12 protein-coding genes are annotated in these 18413 nt (G+C 66.4%); 7 read left to right on the top strand and 5 right to left on the bottom strand.

The annotated features are described in order from the left end of the window. Window positions 1-17 precede the first annotated feature (17 nt). Window positions 18-1175 (bottom strand): NADH:flavin oxidoreductase/NADH oxidase, encoded by a 1158-nt coding sequence (locus BFD71_RS18565; protein ID WP_069265974.1) that lies wholly within the window; start codon window positions 1173-1175, stop codon window positions 18-20. 167 nt (window positions 1176-1342) lie between these two features. On the opposite strand from BFD71_RS18565, the gene BFD71_RS18560 reads away from it, so the two are divergent. After that, entirely contained in the window at window positions 1343-1765 is a 423-nt protein-coding gene (locus BFD71_RS18560) for a hypothetical protein (protein ID WP_069265768.1), read from the top strand. A gap of 210 nt (window positions 1766-1975) precedes the next feature. Next, the gene (locus BFD71_RS18555) at window positions 1976-3103 is read left to right on the top strand and encodes an aminotransferase class V-fold PLP-dependent enzyme (RefSeq protein ID WP_069265767.1); all 1128 of its coding nucleotides are present in this window, start codon (window positions 1976-1978) and stop codon (window positions 3101-3103) included. A gap of 92 nt (window positions 3104-3195) precedes the next feature. Here BFD71_RS18555 and BFD71_RS18550 read toward each other — a convergent pair whose 3' ends face one another. The 3 genes from BFD71_RS18550 to BFD71_RS40610 form a co-directional block, all read right to left on the bottom strand. Next, complete coding sequence (locus tag BFD71_RS18550) at window positions 3196-3891, bottom strand: 4-carboxy-4-hydroxy-2-oxoadipate aldolase/oxaloacetate decarboxylase (protein WP_069265766.1); 696 nt, start codon at window positions 3889-3891, stop codon at window positions 3196-3198. Beyond that, window positions 3888-4619, bottom strand: a complete 732-nt coding sequence (locus BFD71_RS18545; RefSeq protein WP_069265765.1) for a PIG-L deacetylase family protein — start codon at window positions 4617-4619, stop codon at window positions 3888-3890. Before BFD71_RS18545 ends, BFD71_RS18550 begins: the two co-directional genes overlap by 4 nt. Window positions 4620-4779: 160 nt before the next feature. Then, window positions 4780-5016 (bottom strand): hypothetical protein, encoded by a 237-nt coding sequence (locus BFD71_RS40610; RefSeq protein WP_141710720.1) that lies wholly within the window; start codon window positions 5014-5016, stop codon window positions 4780-4782. Window positions 5017-5131: 115 nt separating this feature from the next. Here BFD71_RS40610 and BFD71_RS18540 point away from each other — a divergent pair, with 115 nt between their 5' ends. Next, window positions 5132-7363, top strand: a complete 2232-nt coding sequence (locus BFD71_RS18540) for a TonB-dependent receptor (RefSeq protein ID WP_069265764.1) — start codon at window positions 5132-5134, stop codon at window positions 7361-7363. 101 nt (window positions 7364-7464) lie between these two features. On the opposite strand, the gene BFD71_RS18535 is transcribed toward BFD71_RS18540, so the two are convergent. After that, the gene (locus tag BFD71_RS18535) at window positions 7465-8133 is read right to left on the bottom strand and encodes an O-methyltransferase (RefSeq protein ID WP_069265763.1); all 669 of its coding nucleotides are present in this window, start codon (window positions 8131-8133) and stop codon (window positions 7465-7467) included. 469 nt (window positions 8134-8602) lie between these two features. On the opposite strand from BFD71_RS18535, the gene bcsB reads away from it, so the two are divergent. The 4 genes from bcsB (at window position 8603) to bcsE (ending at window position 18407) form a co-directional block, all read left to right on the top strand. Continuing rightward, window positions 8603-11020 carry a cellulose biosynthesis cyclic di-GMP-binding regulatory protein BcsB gene (bcsB, locus tag BFD71_RS18530; RefSeq protein ID WP_083245329.1) on the top strand — a complete coding sequence of 806 codons (2418 nt, stop codon included), beginning with the start codon at window positions 8603-8605 and terminating at the stop codon, window positions 11018-11020. A gap of 62 nt (window positions 11021-11082) precedes the next feature. Then, a complete protein-coding gene (bcsZ, locus tag BFD71_RS18525; RefSeq protein ID WP_083245328.1) occupies window positions 11083-12360 on the top strand; it encodes a cellulose synthase complex periplasmic endoglucanase BcsZ in 1278 nt (425 codons plus the stop codon). Next, on the top strand, window positions 12342-16481 hold the full coding sequence (locus BFD71_RS18520; RefSeq protein WP_256094795.1) for a cellulose synthase subunit BcsC-related outer membrane protein: 4140 nt from the start codon (window positions 12342-12344) through the stop codon (window positions 16479-16481). Before bcsZ ends, BFD71_RS18520 begins: the two co-directional genes overlap by 19 nt. A 72-nt stretch (window positions 16482-16553) precedes the next feature. Then, window positions 16554-18407, top strand: a complete 1854-nt coding sequence (bcsE, locus tag BFD71_RS18515; RefSeq protein WP_069265762.1) for a cellulose biosynthesis protein BcsE — start codon at window positions 16554-16556, stop codon at window positions 18405-18407. Window positions 18408-18413: the final 6 nt, after the last annotated feature.

Here is an 18413-nt window from a genome sequence, read left to right as displayed (position 1 = left end):
ACATCGACATCGCCGCTTCAAACAAACACCTTTTGCAGCCGACTGGGTTGAGCGCGAAGATACTGCTTCGGCGCCCTGACCTGGGCTCCGAAGTGAGCGGCAGCGTGCCATGGCCAGCGCGGGTCGAAAAGCACCGCTCGGGCCAGCGCGATCAGATCGGCGTCTCCCGTGCTGAGGATGGATTCGGCTTGTTCGAACTCGGTGATCATGCCGACGGCGATGACAGGGAGCGTCGTCGCCTGCTTCACGGCCCGTGCGAAGGGAACCTGATAGCCGGGCCCGACGGGAATTTGCGCGGCGGGGTTCGAGCCGCCACTCGAGACATTGATCGCAGCGCAGCCCCTGGCCTCCAGTGCGTGGACAAAAGCGATCGCGTCGTGCACGGACCACCCGCCGTCCATCCAGTCCGTCGCGGAGATCCGCATCGTCACGGGGCGATCGTGCGAAAACGCGTCTCGCACGGCTTCGAAGACCTCGAGTGGAAAGCGCATGCGGTTTTCCAGCGAGCCGCCGTACTCGTCGTCCCTGTGGTTCGAGAGCGGCGAAAGGAATTGATGGAGCAGATACCCGTGCCCACCGAGGATTTGAATGAAGTTCAGGTCGAGCCGTGAGGCGCGTTGCGCGGCGGCCGCGAAGGCATCGCGAATCGCGGCCAGTCCGCTGCGGTCCAGGGCAGTGGGTGGTGTCTCACCGGCCGCGAAAGCAACCGGGGATGGGCCGTAGGTGTTCCAGCCGTTTGCGCGACCATGAGGAATCTGTGCGCCGCCGTCCCATAACTTCTGCCGCGAGCCTTTTCGGCCGGCATGGTTGAGCTGGATCCCAATCGGCGTGTCGGACCAGCGCCGAACGCTCTGCAGCACGCGCGCCATGGCGAATTCGCTCTCGTCGGAATAGAGCCCTACGTCGCCGTAACTCGTGCGCCCCCCGGGGGTGACCGCCGTCCCCTCGATGGTGAGCGCCGCCGCACCGGAAAGCGCCAGTTGGCCGAGATGAATCAGGTGCCAATCGTTCATCAGCCCTTCTTCGGCCGAGTACTGGGCCATCGGGGCGATCACGATCCGGTTGGCGAGGTTCAGGTTGCCGATCTGTATCGGCGTGAACAGCAGTGGATGGCTCGAACCGGTGCCAGTCGTGGCGCCGCTATTCGCGGCGACTTTGCCTGCGGGTGTGGACATGAAAATCTTCTGCCGGGTGATGAGTGACAGGTAGATCGTAGTGGCCACATGACGGAGCGATAATTCGCAGATTCTTCATAAGCCCGATTCCCGACGAGAATAGCCATGAGCGGCAGCATGCGGCCGCCCCAGAGCGGTTATGCTGTGCGTCAACGCAGGAGGCATGCATGGCAGAAACGTGGCAATTCCAGGTCCGCATCACCGTCGTGCCCGAGTTGGCCGATGCGCTGCGGGACAACCGCTCCTACGCGGGGCGCGACTTACTCGAAGCCGTCTTGCGCGATTACGACGCCTCCTTGAAGTGCCAGTTCGACGCATTCGCCGATTATGTCGAAGAGGCGGAACGCGCCGGGCGGGAACGTTATCCGCTATATCAATGGACGAAAGAGACGATCGCCAATCCAGCGAAAAAGGCGAAGTACCTGAAGTCGTTCGCGATATACATTCGCGGTGAAGCGGTCTACGACAGGGAAAGCGCCGACGGGCTGTATGCTCGGCTCTCGGCCCTCGCTGACCAGCTGGGCATCGAAAGCGTGAACCGGTTCGACACGAACCCGGCCAACAATCCGCAGCCGCCCGCGCGCACGTGAGACAGACACCGGTTCTGCCGCATCGCACCATTGCCCCGGGCCACCAGGCGCTTTGTACTTGCGCCAGATAGCACAGAAAAATATGCCCCAGCCTGCAGACGGCATTCGTTAGAATCTATTTTCGTCGCGACAACCAACCCATCTGCATGGGTGCAGCAGCATCGAATCGCACATGCTGCTCACCTTGTTCATCCTTTATCGGAGGCGAGCGTGTCAGGTTTACTTCCCAATGTCGACCGCGAGGGACTCCTCGAATATTCAGTGGTTTACACCGACCGCTCGATCAATCACATGTCGCAGCTCTTTCAGGGCGTCATGCGGGATATCTCCAGCTCCCTGAAAAAAGTCTACAACGCGAAGTCGGTCGTGATCGTCCCAGGCAGCGGGACTTTCGGCATGGAAGCCGTTGCCCGGCAGTTCGCGACGAACAGGAAGTGCCTCGTCATTCGCAATGGCTGGTTCAGTTTCCGCTGGTCGCAGATTTTCGACATGGGCAGCATTCCCTCTGAATCGATCGTGTTGAAGGCGCGCCCGGTCGAACAGGGAAGGCAGGCCGCCTATGCGCCGCCCCCGGTCGAAGAAGTCGTCGCGGCGATCAAGGAGAACAAGCCCGATCTGGTCTTTGCGCCGCATGTCGAAACCGCATCGGGAATGATGCTGCCCGATGCGTATCTGCGCGCGGTGGCCGACGCCGTGCATGCCGTAGGCGGCATGTTCGTACTCGACTGCATCGCCTCCGGTACGGTCTGGGTCGACATGGAGAAAAGCGGCGTCGATATCCTGATCAGCGCACCGCAAAAGGGCTGGAGCGCGTCACCCTGTTGCGCGCTCGTCATGCTCGGCCCGCTCGCCCGCGAACGGATCGACGCAACGACCAGCACCAGCTTCGCCTGCGATCTTCGCAAGTGGCTGCAGATCATGGAAGCCTACGAGAGCGGCGGATTCGCTTACCACGCGACCATGCCCACGGACAGTCTCGCGACGCTGCGCAACGTGATCAAGGAAACCGAGGCATACGGCTTTGACAAGGTAATGGCGGAGCAGCTCGAACTCGGCAAGCGTATTCGCTCGCTGCTCGTGAGCAAGGGTTTCCGAAGCGTCGCGGCCGAAGGTTTCGAGGCACCGGGCGTCGTGGTCAGCTATTCGGACGACGACGGCATACGATCCGGCAAGAAGTTCGCCGATGCCGGCGTGCAGATCGCGGCTGGCGTTCCCCTCCAATGCGACGAGCCTGAAGACTTCAAGACCTTCCGTATCGGGTTATTCGGCCTCGAAAAACTGCATGACATCGAAGGCACGGTCGCGAGGTTCGCGAAGGCGTTGGACCGCATTCTTTAACCCGCTTCGTCAGGTCATCGCGAAGCGAAACGAGCGCCCTTGCGGCGCTCGTTGTCGTTTTGGCGCCTCGTGTGAAGTCAAACGCTGCGGACTCACGCGTCTGCCGGCGTGTCGACGTAGCGCAGACCCTTTTCGGCCAGGCGCTCGCGCATGCCGTAATAGTCGAGGCCGAGCGTGCCGCCCGCGAGCACCGCGCGCGTCTTTTCTTCCTTGGCGAGGCGCGCCTGGGTCGCTTCCACGACCTTCGCAACGGTGGCGAACGGCACCACGACCACGCCGTCGTCGTCGGCCACGATGACGTCGCCCGGGTGCACGATCTGCTGCGCGCACACCACCGGCACGTTCACCGAACCGAGCGTTTCCTTCACCGTTCCTTGCGCCGAAACGGCCTTCGACCACACCGGGAAGTCCATCGCCTTCAGTGCGCGCACGTCGCGGCAACCCGCGTCGATGATCAGGCCGCGCACGCCGCGCGCCGCGAGCGAGGTGGCGAGCAGCTCGCCGAAGTAGCCATCTTCGCAAGGCGAAGTGGGTGCGGCCACCACCACGTCGCCTTCGCGACACTGCTCCACGGCCACGTGCAGCATCCAGTTGTCCGAGGGCGGCATGAGCACGGTCACGGCCGAGCCCGCGATCGCGGCGCCCGAATAAATGGGCCGCAGATACGTGGCGAGCAGGCCGAGACGGCTTTGCGCCTCGTGCACGGTGGCCGTGCCGGCTTCCTTGAGGATTTCGATGTGACGCGCGTCGGCGCGCGGAATCTGGGTGACGACGACACCACGTTTCATGACAGATCTCCCACCACTGCGGGCGTCAGGCGCATATAGCCTTCCGCGTATTGAATGTCGCGCTTCGCCGCAATGCCGATGTTGCGCTTGGCCTGCACGCCGCGCTGTTGCGCGACACGCGTGTAGTACTCCCAAAGGTGTTCCTGGCCCGCCATGCATTCGATGGCGCGGCGTTTCACGTCCCACACTTCGGTGATGTCGAGGAAGGTGTTCGGAATCCACTCGCACTGCTCGGTCTGGTGCGGTTCGAATGCGTAGACCGGCGGCGCGCCGACGATCTTCTGCCCCGGATTGTGGCCTTCGGCCTGGGCGATGATGCGCGCTTCCTGCGCCACGTGCATCGCGAGCGGATGATCGAAGTTGTACGGGTCTTTCTGCGAATGGCTCAGCACGAACGCGGGCTGCACGTCGCGATAAACGTCGACGAGGCGCAGAAGCGCTTCATCGGAAACGCGCAGCGGGTAATCGCCCAGATCGAAGAACTCGCACTCCGCGCCCAGAATCTCGGCGGCGGCGAGCGCCTCCTCGCGGCGCGCGGCCTTCACTTTCTCGATGGTCATGTCGGGGCCCTTGCGCCAGAGCTTCGCAGACTCGCCGCGCTCGCCAAACGAGAGGCACACCACCTTCACGCGATAGCCGTTCTTCTTGTGCAGGGCAATCGCACCGCCCGCGCGCCATACGAAATCCGCGCTGTGTGCGCTCACCACGAGCATCGATTTTTCAGTCATTTCCGGTTCACCAGACGTCGAACATCACGAAGCCTCATTGTAGGTTTGAGCGCGCCGTGCGAACCAACGAAAGGACTGCCGAAAGGCATCGAATCTGCTTATCGGCGCCGCATGGAACGCGCCTCGAAAACGGGCCAGGCCGCGTCTTGCCCATGCGGCGTCAAGCGTCGCGCTGTGCATTGGTTGAGCGCGCAACGACGCTGGACGACGCCGCGCGTTCGCGCGCGGCGCACGCACGCCTTGTGACCCCGAATTTCCCAACCTTTCGTTGCGCCCACATCGAATGCCTGACGCTGAAATTGTTGCGTAAACGCTGAATACAACGACTGACATCAATATTTAAATAACACGCATTCTCATTTGCAATACAATCCGCATACTTTTCCGGGCCGTTCATGGGGCCAGCTCCGCGAGCCCTGTCTGACCGGCAAAGCATAACCATTCGCCCGGAGCCTGCGCACAGCGCCAAGGCAGCACGAGGCGCCAGCGCCACCTTCGCTACGACCCTTTTTATGTCCGCATCCCGTCTGCACACGCCTTCCAACTTGCCTTCGCACCTCCCCGCTTCCCGGGTTGCGATCCTCGCCGCCATCGCCGTCGCGTTCAGCCTGCCCGCCGCGGCGTTCGCGCAAACCGCCGCGGCGCCCGCCGCAGCGAGCGGCGCCGCCGCAACCGGTAGCGCCAGCAACGCCACGCTGCCCACCGTGAAAGTGCAGGCGTCCCAGGAAGCGCTGCCGGGCGACCTGCAGCCGACTTTTGGCGGCGGCCATGTGGCGCGCGGCGGCGATTTCGGCGTGCTCGGTTCGCAGAAGAACATCGACGTGCCGTTCAGCATGACGACGTACACCGCGAAGCTGATCGAGGACCAGCAGGCGCGCACCATTGCCGATGTGCTCTCGAACGACCCGGCCGTGCGCACCGCCTACGGTTACGGCAACTTCCAGGAGGTATACGTCATTCGCGGCTTCACGCTCGACAGCGACGATATCTCGCTCAACGGCCTGTACGGCATCACGCCGCGCCAGCTCGTCGAGACGGCTGCGCTCGAGCGCGTGGACATCTTCAAGGGTGCGAGCGCGTTCCTGAACGGCGCGGCGCCCAACGGCACCTCGATCGGCGGCAGCGTGAACCTGCAACTGAAGCGCGCCGACGACAAGCCGCTCACGCGCGTGACGCTCGAAGGCAGCGCCTCGGGCGAGTTCGGCACGCATATCGACGTGGGGCGCCGCTTCGGCGACAACGACCAGTTCGGCATCCGCGTGAACCAGTACAACCGCGACGGCGAAACGAGCATCGACAGCGAAATGCGCCGCGCCAACCAGACGGCCGTGGCGCTCGACTGGCGCGGCGAGAAGCTGCGTCTCGAAGGCGACTTCATGTATCAGCGTCAGCACGTTTCGGACGGCCGCCCCGTCGTCTATGTGCTCGGCGACGAAATTCCGGGTGTGCCCTCGGCGACGCACAACTACGCGCAGACCTGGTCGTATAGCGACGCGGAAGACACCGTCGGCATCCTGCGCGCCGAATACGACTTCCTGCCCGGCTGGACCGCGTATGTGACGGGCGGCGTGCGCCACACGAACGAGCACGGCGAATACTTCTCGCCCTACTACACCGATCCCACGACCACCACCGGCTCGCGCCTGGGCGTCGTGCGCAAGGAAGGCGCGACCTCGGCGGAAACGGGCGTGCGCGGCCACTTCAACACCGGTCCGGTGAGCCACTTCGTAACCGCGGGCGCCTCGATCGTGCGCGTGGAAACGCAGTCGGGCTGGACGCTTTCCAATTCGTTCCCGACCAGCCTCTACAGCGGCGTGCAGGTGCCGTATCCGGCGACGGCCTATCAGGCCGGCATGGACGGCAACCCGCCGATCACGGCACTGAACCTGATGCGCAGCGTCTCGGCCTCGGACACGCTCGGCTTCTTCCACGACCGCGTGCTGTTTACGGTGGGCGTGCGTCACCAGGAGATCCTGTCGAACGGCTACTCGTCGTCGACGCTGCTGCAGACCTCGAACTACAACGACTCGATCACCACGCCGCTGTTCGGCCTCGTCGTCAAGCCGTGGGAGAACGTCTCGATCTACGCGAACCGCAGCGAGTCGCTTTCGGCGGGCGGCATTGCGCCTCAGGGCACGACGAACTACGGCGACCAGCTCGCGCCGGAGCGCACGAAGCAGTATGAAGTGGGCGCGAAGTACGACAACGGCAAGTACGGCGCGCAGCTCGCGCTGTTCCAGCTCGAAAAGCCGCAGACCTACACCAACAGCGCGGGCGCCTATGTGGCCAACGGCAACGAGCGCCATCGCGGCGTGGAAGCGTCGGTGTTCGGCGAGGTGTACAAGGGCGTGCGTCTGATCGCGGGCGCAACCTGGATCAACGCCGTGCAACTCGACACCGACGGGGGTTCGACCGACGGCAAGACCCCGGTAGGCGTGCCGAGCTTCCTGCTCAACCTGGGCGCCGAATACGACGTGCCCGGGGTGCAGGGCCTCACGCTTTCGGCACGCTGGACGCATACGGGTCCGCAGTATTTCGATGCGGCCAACACCATGTCGATCAAGGCGTGGGACACCGTGGACATCGGCGCGCGCTATGCGACGAACGTGTTCGGCCGTCCGACTACGTTCCGCGCCAATGTTTATAACCTCGCCAACAAGGCGTACTGGTCGTCGACCAACGGTGGCTATCTGACGATGGGCGCGCCGCGTACCGTGTTGTTCTCGATGACGACGGACTTCTGACCGGCGATCGTCAGCGCGTAGCTAGACGGACGAAGGGCCGGGCAGTTCATCTGCCAGGCCCTTTTTGCCTTTGGCGCATGTGTATGGGCGATCGACGTTTGCTACCCGCCCACCACCGTGATCGCAAACCCGTCCCAGCCTTTGCTGCCCACCGTCTGCACAGCCGTGGTCGCAAGCCGCCTGTCGTTTCCAAGCATGTCGAAGTAGCGACGCAAGCCGACCACATCGTCCTCGTGATGCGCGGGGTCGGCCACGCGCCCTTCGCGCACCACGTTATCGGCCACGATGACCGTACCCGGACGCGAAAGCTTCAGCACGCGTTCGAGGTAATTCGGGTTGTTGCTCTTGTCCGCGTCGATAAACACGAAGTCGAACGGCGGCACGCCTTGCGCGACGAGCGCATCGAGCGATTCGAGCGCGAGGCCCGTCATGACCGTCACCTTCGCATCGAGCCCCGCCCGCGCGATGTTGGCCCGCGCAACGGCCGCGTTTTCCGGGCTGAATTCGAGCGACACCATCGCGCCGTCATCGGGCAGCGCGCGAGCGAGCCAGATCGCGCTATAGCCGCCCAGCGTGCCGATTTCGAGGATGCGCCGCGCGCCCTGGATGCGCGCGAGCAGATGCAGAAACTTGCCCTGATTCGGTGCCACGTTGATCGCGCGAAGGCCCGCTTTGGCGCTTGCGGCGAGCGCGCCGTCGAGCGCATCATCGGGACCGATCAGCCGCTCGCAGAACCAGTCGTCCACTGCTTGCCACGTTTGCTCGTTCATTACCCTGCTCCGCTTCTGGATCTGAGCCGCCAAGATTACCTCACCGCTCGCGACACTGCACATGCGCGAGGTGGCTGCATGCCCCATCGATTCGACGTCCTTAGTAATTGAATGAACCGGAGGGCCGGCTTTTGGCGCACCATCTCCGGCGACCGCGTTGCGCGCTCGCAACGCCACCGCCTTTCGTTGCGCGCGCAGGAATTGTCAAGCGCGCCGACCCGCCAGCCCAATCCGAGCGCCCAACTGTCAAACCGGCCGTCAGGCCGCGCCAGCCCGTCATCTGCGCGCTTTACGCAACGGGCATAAACACGTGCATTCATAGGGCGCGATCCTTGGCTCTCCGCTAAACTCCACCACACATTGACGCCGTTTCGAGATAACGCTTGGCGGCACCACGCCGCCAATAGCCATAGCCGCTGTCTTTGCAAGATAAAGACAGCCACTGCGAAGAAAACAAAGGGCTGTTGCGATGCGACTCTCCGTTCAAGTTGGGCTGGGCGCGCTCGTCGCCGGATTACTGCTGGGGGCGAGCCTTTTCGCGGTGGACAAATCGGCTGTCGCCGCTACGCAGACGACAAAGGCGGCCGCGGCGGGAGCAAGCGACGTTCCCGCCTCCGCTCGCGCCGCAGCGCCAGTTACGGCCTCCGCTGCGGCCGCTGCTTCCGCCCCTGTGACGGGGCCCGTTGTCATCCAGACGGCACCGGGCTCCGTCATTCCCGAGCCTGCCGCTTCGACGCCGCTCGGGCAGCCGCGCACGCGCACGTTCACGTTGCGCCAGATGGGTGCGTACGGGCCGATCCCGCTGCGCGGCCTCGATCCCACCGGCGGCATGAATGTAGACGTTCGCACCGACGAAGTCGTGACCAGCGCAAAGCTCAAGCTCGTCTACACCTACTCGCCCTCGCTGATCTTTTCGCTTTCGCATCTCAGGGTGTTTGTGAACGGTGAAGTCGTCGCGACGATTCCGCTCGTGAAGGAGACGGCCGGGCAGCTCGTGACGAGCGAGATCGATCTCGACCCGCGCCTTTTCACCGACTACAACCGCATCACCGTGCAGATGATCGCGCACTACACGCTCGATCATTGCGAGGATGCCTATCATTCGAGCCTCTGGGCCGACATCAGCCCCGACACGTCGCTCACGCTCAACACGGCGGGCATCGTGCTGCCCGACGACCTCGGGCTCTTGCCTGTGCCGTTCTTCGACCGCCACGACAACCGCCTCGTGCGCGTGCCCTTCGTACTCGCCGCCAACGCGGGCGTGCCCGTGCTGCACGCGGCGGGCGTCGTCTCGTCGTGGCTTGGCGCGCTCGCGAGCTATCGCGGCTCGCGCTTTCCGGTCTCGCGCACCGTGCCGCCCGACGCCAACGCCATTGCGCTCGTGCTGCCGGGCCAGGTGCCCGAGGGGCTGAACCTGCCGGAAATCAAGGGCCCCACGGTCTCGGTCATGGCGAACCCAGCCGCCGATCCGCAGTCGGGCCGCAAGCTCCTCGTGCTCGCGGGCCGCACGCCCGAGGAACTGCTGAACGCCGCCTACGCGGTCGCGCTCGGGCAGGCCGGCATGGCCGGCAACAGCGTGATGGTGAAGTCGATCGATCTCGGCCCGGCGCGCAAGCCCTACGACGCGCCGAACTGGGTGCCCACCGACCGCCCCGTGCTGTTCCGCGAGCTGGTGACGGACCCGCAGCAGCTCCAGGTATCGGGCTACAACCCGCCCGCGATCCGCGTGAATCTGCGCGTGCCCGCCGACCTCTATGCGTGGGCGCGGGGCAACGTGCCGCTCGACATCCGCTATCGCTACACGGCGCCTTCCGCATGGAACGACTCGGTGCTCAACGTGAGCATCAACGATCAACTCGTGCGCTCGCAACGGCTGCGTCCCGTCACGCGCGCCTCCGACGAAGCGCGCATCAACGTGCCGCTGCTTTCGGGCTCGGACACCCGTTCATCAACGAATCTGGAAATCCCCGCGTTCCGCGTGGGCAGCGACAACCAGTTCCAGTTCCAGTTCCATATCGATTCGCAGAAGACGGGGCTGTGCACCTCGACTGCCAACGATGTTGCGCGCGCGGCCGTCGATCCCGACTCGGTCATCGACTTCAGCGGCTTCGCGCACTACACGTCGCTGCCCAACCTCGCCTACTTCGCGAACAGCGGCTATCCGTTCACGCGCATGGCCGACCTCTCCGACACGGCCTTCGTGATTCCGGACCAACCCGACACGAAGGATCAGGAAGCCGTGCTCACGCTGCTCGGCCACATGGGCCAGTGGACGGGCCTCCCCTCGCTGCGCCTGACGATCGTGCCCGCCAGCCAGGTGGACAGCGTGCGCGACAGCAACCTGCTCGTGATCGGTTCGGGCTCGGGCGCGCAACTGCTCGAGAAGTGGGGCAATGACCTGCCGCTTCTCATCGAGCGCGGCAAGACCGAGGTGACCACGCGCGACCAGCGCAGCGGCTGGCCCGGCTGGCTCGGCGGCACCGAGGACGAGGACCCGACGCCGTCGGGCCGCTCGATCGTTACGCTCGGCGGACCGATGGCGGCGCTGATCGGCTTCGAGTCGCCGCTGAAGTCAGGCAGGAGCGTGGTGGCGCTCGCCGCGACTTCGTCGGCGCAGTTCGGCGACGTGCTCGACGCGCTCCAGGACGGCGGCAAGATCTCGCAGATGCACGGCGATCTCACGCTCGTGCGCGAAGGCCAGGTGGAGGGCCTGCGCGTGGGCAACCGCTATTTTGTCGGCGATCTGCCGTGGTATGCGCGCGCCTGGGTGTTTATCTCGCGCTACCCGGCACTGATGGCGCTCGCGGGCATTCTGGCCGGTCTGATCGTTGCGCTCACCGTGTTCTGGGCGCTCGGCCGCATGGCCTCCCGCCGCTCCGGGACCTGACGATGCGTCCGGGTTTGGCTACGCTCGCGCCCGCTCTGGCGCCCCGGCTTGCGCCCCGGCTCATGCGCTGGCTCGCGGCGGGCGCGTTTGCCTGCGCACCGCTCGCAACATTGGCGCTGCTGATGCCGGCTGCGACAGCGCACGCGGCCGCGCCGGCCGCCAGCGCCAGCGGCAGCGCGGCAAAATCCGCCAGCCCCGCGGCCTGCGCCTGGCCCGCGTGGAACGCGTTTCGCAGCACGCTGCTGAGCGCCGATGGCCGCGTGATCGACGCGAGCACGCCGCGCCAGGTGACCGTTTCCGAAGGACAGTCCTACGCGCTCTTTTTTGCGCTGGTCGCGAACGACCGCGCGAGCTTCGACAAAGTCCTTACGTGGACCGAAAACAATCTTGCGCAGGGCGACCTCGCCACGCATCTGCCGGCATGGATCTGGGGACGGCGCGACATCGGCGAGGACGGCAAGCCGGTTGCGGCGTCGGCAGCGTCTGGCACTTCAGGCGCCGCGCATGCCGGCGAGCCGCAGTGGGGCGTGATCGACAGCAACCCCGCCAGCGACGCCGATCTCTGGATCGCCTACACGCTGCTCGAAGCCGGACGCCTCTGGAACGAGCGCCGCTACACCGCGCTCGGCACGGTGATGGCCCGCAACATCGTGCGCGAGGAAACCGCCGTGCTGCCGGGTCTCGGCCGCACGGTGCTGCCGGGACCCGTGGGCTTTACGATCGGCAAGGACGGCTGGCGCCTGAACCCGAGCTACGTGCCGCTCCAGGTCATGCGGCGTTTCATGCTCGCGCTGCCGGAGGCGGGCGAATGGAAGGCGCTGCTCGCCTCGTCGGCGAGACTCGTCAACGAGACCGCGCCCAAGGGCTACTCGCCCGACTGGGTCGAATATCACGTGAAAGGCGGCTTCGCCCCCGACGCGCAAACGCATGCCGAAAGCGCGTACAACGCCATCCGCGTGTATCTGTGGGCCGGCATGCTCGCGGGCGACGACCCTCTGCGCGCCAGCACGCTCGCCACCTTCAGGCCGCTCGCGGATTTCGTCGGCGCGCATGGTTTTCCGCCCGAGCGCGTCGACACGACCACGGGCACAGCGGGGCCCAACGAGGGCAACGGCGGCTTTTCCGCCGCGGTCGCGCCGTATCTGTCGGCACTCGGCCGCAGCGATCTCGCGAACGCCCAGGTCGAGCGCGGCCGCACGCTCGCGCAAAAGTCGCCGCCTGGCTACTACAGCAGCGTGCTGATGTTGTTCGGGCTCGGCTACCTCGACGGGCTGTACCATTTCGACGCGCAAGGTCGCGTTGCCCCAGCATGGACGAGCGCATGCCCCACGCCGCGCTGAACGCTCTCGTGTCTGCCCGCCGCGCCGCCCATCTGCGCAGTGCGCGCCGTGAGGCGCGGCGCGCGGCTGCGCACGCCTTGCGAGGCGAAGCGGTTTCACGCATGCCGCAACGCTTGTTGCCGAACATCGCACCGCGCCTCGTACCCAAACTCGTACCAAAACGCGTACCAGGATTCGCACCCAGACTCGCGCCGATCGTCGCGCTGCTCTTCGCGGCCTCGCCGTATCTGGCATCCGCGCAGGCGGGTCCGCAGCCGGCGGCCAACGCCGCCACGCCCTCCGCCCAGGCCGCGCAGTTGCTCTCGGCCGCACGCATGTGGGAAGGCAAGAATCGTCCGGATATCGCACGCGGGCTCGTGCAAAAAGCGCTGCTGTTCGACCCGCAGCAACCCGAGGCGCTCGCGTTGCTCGGCGAAATCGAGCTGCGCTCGAACCGCCCGGCCGAAGCCGCGAAAATCCTCGCGCAGCTCAAGAAGATCGCGCCCAATGCGAACGCAACGAAAGAACTCGACGACGCCTACCGCGTCGCCACGAGCGGCAAGATGGAGATGGCCCAGATCCGCCTGCTCTCGGCCGCCGGCAAGAGCGAGGAAGCCTCGGCGCGCCTGCTCAAGCTCTTTCCGAACGGCGCACCCGCAGGCGATCTCGCGGGCGACTACTACCGCATCCTGGCCGGCACGACCGCGGGCCGCGCGCAGGCGATCAGCGAATTGCGCACGCGCGTGAAGCAGAATCCGAACGATCCCCGCCTCGCGCTGATCCTTGGCGACCTGCTCACCGACCGCGCCGACACGCGCATGGAAGGCCTCAACCTCATCTATCACGTGTACCAGCGCCAGGACAGCAACCGCGCGTTCGCGCTCGAACTGTGGCGGCGCGCGCTCGCGAGCGCGGGGCACGACGATCCCGCCTATTACGTGTGGTATCTGCGCTATTTGCAGGAAGTACCCGACGACTCCGACGCGAAGCAGACCGTCGCCGATCTCGGCAAGAAGCTCGGCGCGAAGGGCCAGGCGCAGGCGCAAGCGCTGGCGCAGAACCCGTCGGCCGTCATTAGCGCGCCGCCGGCCACGGCAGCGGGCAACGCGCGAGCGTCAACCCAGGCGCGTGCACGGCCCCCCGGCCCCGGCGCCGCCGATCGCGCGCGCGGTCTGGCGCAACTCGATCGCGGCGATCTCAAGGATGCCGAAACCTCGCTGCAAAGCGCGCAGCGCGCGAACCCCAACGACGGCGAAACCATCGGCGCGCTCGGTCTCGTGCGGCTGCGCGAAGGCCGCCACGACGAAGCGCGCGAGCTGTTCGCGCGCGCCCTCAAGCTCGACCCGGACAACGCCGGCAAGTGGCGCAGCCTCGAAAAGACGGCCACCATCTGGGGCACCATTGCGAAGGCGCGCGAAGCCAATTCGCAGGGCAAGCCCGAAGAAGCCGAAACGCTCGCGCGCGAGGCGCTCAAGCTCGATCCGGGCAACACGACCGCCAGCGATATCCTCGGCAACGCGCTCATCGCGCAGAAGAAGTGGCCCGAAGCCGAAGCCGTGCTGCGGCCGCTCGTGAACGCGCCCAAGCCCGACATGGACGCGCTGCGCGGCCTCGTGACCGTACTGCGCGAAACGGGCCGCGAAAGCGAGATCGAGCCGCTCATCGCCGCCACGACGCCGCGCGTGAGCGGTTCGAGCGCGGAGCAAAAGCAGCTGCACGCCGAACTGCTCTCGATCCAGGCGGACCAGCTGCTCGCGGACAACCGCAAGAGTCCGGCCATCGCGAAACTCGAAGAAGCCGTGCGCCTCACGCCCGACGACGCATGGACGCGTTTCAGGCTCGCGCGCCAATATCGCGATCTGGGCCTGCCCGCACTGGGCCGCCAGGTCATGGAAGACGGCCTGAAGGTCTCGCAGGCGCCCGACATGCGCTACGCCACGGCGCTCTATCTGAATTCCGTGGACGACGTCGAAGCGGCCGCCGCGCAACTCGACGCGGTGCCCGAAGCACAGCGCAGCGAAGGCATGCGCGAGCTAATGGGCAATCTCGCCGCGCAGAAGAAGATCGCGCAGGCCCGCCAGCTCATCGCTCAGGGCAAGGAAGACGAGGCGCGCGCGCTGCTCGATTCCGCCGCCGCCGACGCGAACGCGGCCAACGACCCGCAGATGCTCGCCACGGTCGGGCGCGAGTGGATCGCGATCGGCGAGCCGGACCGGGGCCTGAAGCTCGTGCAGGACTGGCTCGCGGCGCACCCCGACGACCCGGCGGCGAACGGCGCGCGCGTGCGCTACGGCGAGCTGCTGGCGGCGGCCAACCGCGACGACGCGTGGGCGAACTGGATCGACGCGACGCGCGATCAGCCCGGCATCACCGACGAACAGAAGGCCAGTCTCGACGACCAGGAGCTGCGCCTCGTCGCGCGCGAAACCGGCCGTCAGATCGAGGCGGGCGACCTGACGGGCGCCCGCCATACGCTCGACGCCGTGCCGGACCGCCTCAAGACGACCAAGCGCTGGCGGCTCGAAGACGTCGATCTGCGCGAGGCGAAGGGCGACTACAAGGGCGCAATGGCCTCCGCGCAGAAGGTGCTCGTGACGCAACCCGACGACGCCGATGCACGCCTCACCGTTGCGCGTATGCTGGAGCGCATGGGCCGAGACCGGGAGGCCGCCGACATGGTGCGCGCAGTGCTGGCCGACACCGCGGAGAACGACATCGACACGCGCCTTGCCGTGGCGCGGCGCTTCACCGCGCTCGGGCTGAACGACGAGGCTTCCGCCGTGGTCGATCCGTTGCGCGAGCAGTATCCGGACAACCCGGACATTACGATCCAGGCGGGGCGCGTTGCGCAGGCGCGCGGCAACTACAACGAAGCCGCGAGCCTCTATCGCACCTCGCGCACGCAGGAAGTGGCCGAAGGCACGCGGCCCGACGCCGACGGCACGACGTCGGCAGGCCGCGCGCTGCAGGGCCTGGAAGACCGCAAGCAGGGGCAGGTCGCGACCGGCTGGTATCAGTCGAACCTCTCGGGCGACCCCGGCATTTCCGAGCTGCACGCCACCGAAGTCCCGCTATACGTTCGCATTCCTGATGGCTATACGGGCCACTATTTCTTCCACGCCGATACGGTCTATCTGAATGCGGGCACGCTGCCCGGCAACGACCTCGACATCGCGTACAAGTACGGCAAGATCGCCGCGCTCGGCAACGCCGGGCTCGGTTCTGTCAACGAGACCGCGACGGGCGTCGCGCTCGCGGCGGGTTACGAGTTCAGCGGTGCGAACAATAGCTGGCGCGCCGACATCGGCAGCACGCCGGTGGGCTTCCCGATCACGAGCGTGCTGGGCGGCATTCAATATCGCCACGACTTCCCGAGCGGTTCGTCGCTCTCGCTCGACGTCTCGCGCCGCCCTGTGACCGCGAGCCTGGTTTCCTATGCGGGCGGCATCGATCCGGTCACGGGCGAGAAGTGGGGCGGTGTCGTGCGCAACGGCTTCACCGTGCGCGGCGCGCAGGACTTCGGGCCGGGCACGATCTTCACGAGCATCGGCTTCGGCCTGCTGACCGGCACCAACGTGGAGACGAACCAGGAGTTCAAGGTTCGCAGCGGCTACGACTGGTCGGTGTTCAAGCGGCCCGACCAGATCGTGTCGAGCGGCCTCACGCTCAATTACTGGAAGTACTCGAAGAACGAACACAACTACACGTTCGGTAACGGCGGCTACTACAGTCCGCAGAGCTATTTTTCGGTCAGCATTCCGCTCGACTGGACCGGACGCTACAAGAAGCTTTCCTGGGAGATCGACGGATCGGTGGGCATGTCGTTCACGAACGAGAACGAGTCGCCGTTCTACCCGACGCGCCCAGGCCTGCAGGCCCAGGCGCTCGCGTTCATGAGCGCCAACGACCTCGGTTCGCCGTTCTTTGGCGGCGGCTCGGGCGGCGGCTTCAGCTATGCGGTCGAAGCGGCGGCCGAATATCGCGTGACGGAGCACTTCGTGGTGGGCGGCCGCTTCCGGCTCGACCGCTCGCGCGACTATGCGCCGAACGTAGGCGTGCTTTACCTGCGCTACTTCTTCTCCCCGCAAAAGGGTCCGGTGCCGTTCCCGCCGCGGCCGGTCGTCCCTTATTCGGCCTACTGACATGGCCACGGAGCGAGCGCGCATGACGACGATGAAACCCGCGACGATGCAATCCGCGAGACGAGCAATACGATGAACGATCCCGCCACCCTTTCCGCTGCGCCCGCCGGCGCCGGCCGCGATACGCGCCGCTCGCTGTTCTCGCGGCTCGCGCGCCGCGAGCCGCTCGCGATCGACGGCTTGCCGGCCTCGCTCGCTTCGCTCGGCGCGGGCCAGGTGCACGTGGTCTACGCGAGCGCCTCGCCCGCGCGCGACGCGCTGTTCTGGCAAACCGCCGCCGCCGCGCTCACAGGTCCCGCCACCGTCCTTTCCACGCGCGACGGCGCGAGCCTCACGGCGGCGCTGCGCGATCAAGGCGTCGATCTCGACAAGAGCGGTTCGACGCATGCATGGGCAAACGTATGCGCGCTACGCACACTGCCGGAGCGCGACGGCGCGCAGGTGCTGATCGAAGCGCTCAACGCGCTCGCCGGGCAGTGCGCCGCGCCCGAAAGCCAGTTCTTCATCGAAGGCGCGGAGGCGTTCTTCAACTGGCAGGACCCCGCCGCGCTCGCCGCTCAAGGCGCGCAGCTCGCGGGCTGGTGCGCGCAGCATCGCTACGGCGTGCTGATGGTGGCAGCGCCGCCCGGCCTCGGCGACGATCAGGAGCATCCCGAACTCGCCGCCTTCCAGGCGCGCTTCGCGGGCGCCGCACAATTGCACCAGGTGCAGGGGCAGTATCACTGGGAAGTCGCGTTCTGGCGCGCGGGCGATGCCGTGCACGGCAGCCAGAGCGTGCCGCTGCGCTTTTCCGCCGCCGATCACCGGCTCACGGTTTCCGGCGGCACCTTCGAAACCGAAATCGGCGAGGCGGGCCTGCTCGCACCCGACGAAGGCCGCGTGATCGTTTCGCGCGACGCGATGTTGCACGAGCGCGTACTGCCGCCGGCCTGGCAGATCGTCGATAACAACGAGGCCGCCGTGGCCGCCGCGCGCACTTCGGTCGCGGCCACGGTGATTCTCGAATTCAGCGTGAACCGCGACCTCGAAATGCTCGCGGAGCAGGTGCACACGCTACGCCTGCAGTGCGGCGAAGCGCTCAAGATCATCGTGCGCGAGGACGCAGTGGCCATGCGCTACGAGTCGCTCATGCTGAACCTGGGCGCGAACCGCGTGATCGCGCGGCAGACGCCGCTCGCGCAGGTCGAGGCCATCGTCGACAGTCTGCAGGGCCAGGTGTATTCGCGGCCCATGCCCGCCGACTATCGTGCGGCGCTCGCCGCCGTGGTGCATGGCGAAGAGAGCGGCTACGTGGGCGCGGCACACTTCGTCGAACTCGTGCGCGCGGCGGTGGAGCGCAGCCGCGTGATCCAGCTGCCGAGCGTGCTGATTCGCCTCGCGCTGATGCCGGAAGTCGCGCACGTGGATGCGCTCAAGGCGTGCCATCTGCGCCGCGCGGGCGACATCGTGACGGCGAGCGGCGACAGCCTCTACGTGTTCTTCTTCGCCTGCCGTATGAGCGACGCCGACGCCGTGTGCCGGCGCGTGTTCCAGCGTTCGCTCGCGGAGCTGTTCCAGGGCGAGGAGCGCTACGGCGACGGCCGCGCGATCACGGAGGCGCTGGACACGCTCGGCGAGGAAATCGACACCACGCCGCCGCCCGACTATTCGGGCTGGCTCGCAATCAATGAGGGGCAGCCCGCCGCGCCCGCGGCCGTCTCGGTGCAGGCCAACGGCCAGACCGTGCCGCCTGCGGCGGCTTCCGCGATCGCATCGGGCTCAGCGACGGCAGCCACGACAGAAACCGCAGTGCCGGAACCCGCAGTGCCCGTCAACATCGCTCCCATAAACGGCGACCTGTTGCCCGCGCTCGACGCCGCCGCGCGCACCGACAACGCGAAACCGCGAGCCGCGCCGCAGCGCGCGCCGCTGCCGCTCAAAGCATAGGAGAGC

The sequence above is a fragment of the Paraburkholderia nodosa genome (assembly GCF_001718195.1).
Taxonomy (GTDB): Bacteria; Pseudomonadota; Gammaproteobacteria; order Burkholderiales; family Burkholderiaceae; genus Paraburkholderia; species Paraburkholderia nodosa_A.
This window is presented reverse-complemented; position numbering and strand designations above follow the sequence as displayed.

Bases quoted from the DNA above. Each gene is read 5' to 3' on its own strand.
- bcsZ (WP_083245328.1), top strand. From the start codon at position 11,083: ATGCGCTGGCTCGCGGCGGGCGCGTTTGCCTGCGCACCGCTCGCAACA.
- BFD71_RS18565 (WP_069265974.1), bottom strand. From the start codon at position 1,175: ATGTCCACACCCGCAGGCAAAGTCGCCGCGAATAGCGGCGCCACGACT.
- BFD71_RS18550 (WP_069265766.1), bottom strand. From the start codon at position 3,891: ATGAAACGTGGTGTCGTCGTCACCCAGATTCCGCGCGCCGACGCGCGT.
- bcsB (WP_083245329.1), top strand. From the start codon at position 8,603: ATGCGACTCTCCGTTCAAGTTGGGCTGGGCGCGCTCGTCGCCGGATTA.
- BFD71_RS18540 (WP_069265764.1), top strand. From the start codon at position 5,132: ATGTCCGCATCCCGTCTGCACACGCCTTCCAACTTGCCTTCGCACCTC.
- BFD71_RS18520 (WP_256094795.1), top strand. From the start codon at position 12,342: ATGCCCCACGCCGCGCTGAACGCTCTCGTGTCTGCCCGCCGCGCCGCC.
- BFD71_RS18545 (WP_069265765.1), bottom strand. From the start codon at position 4,619: ATGACTGAAAAATCGATGCTCGTGGTGAGCGCACACAGCGCGGATTTC.
- BFD71_RS18535 (WP_069265763.1), bottom strand. From the start codon at position 8,133: ATGAACGAGCAAACGTGGCAAGCAGTGGACGACTGGTTCTGCGAGCGG.
- bcsE (WP_069265762.1), top strand. From the start codon at position 16,554: ATGAACGATCCCGCCACCCTTTCCGCTGCGCCCGCCGGCGCCGGCCGC.
- BFD71_RS40610 (WP_141710720.1), bottom strand. From the start codon at position 5,016: ATGAACGGCCCGGAAAAGTATGCGGATTGTATTGCAAATGAGAATGCG.
- BFD71_RS18560 (WP_069265768.1), top strand. From the start codon at position 1,343: ATGGCAGAAACGTGGCAATTCCAGGTCCGCATCACCGTCGTGCCCGAG.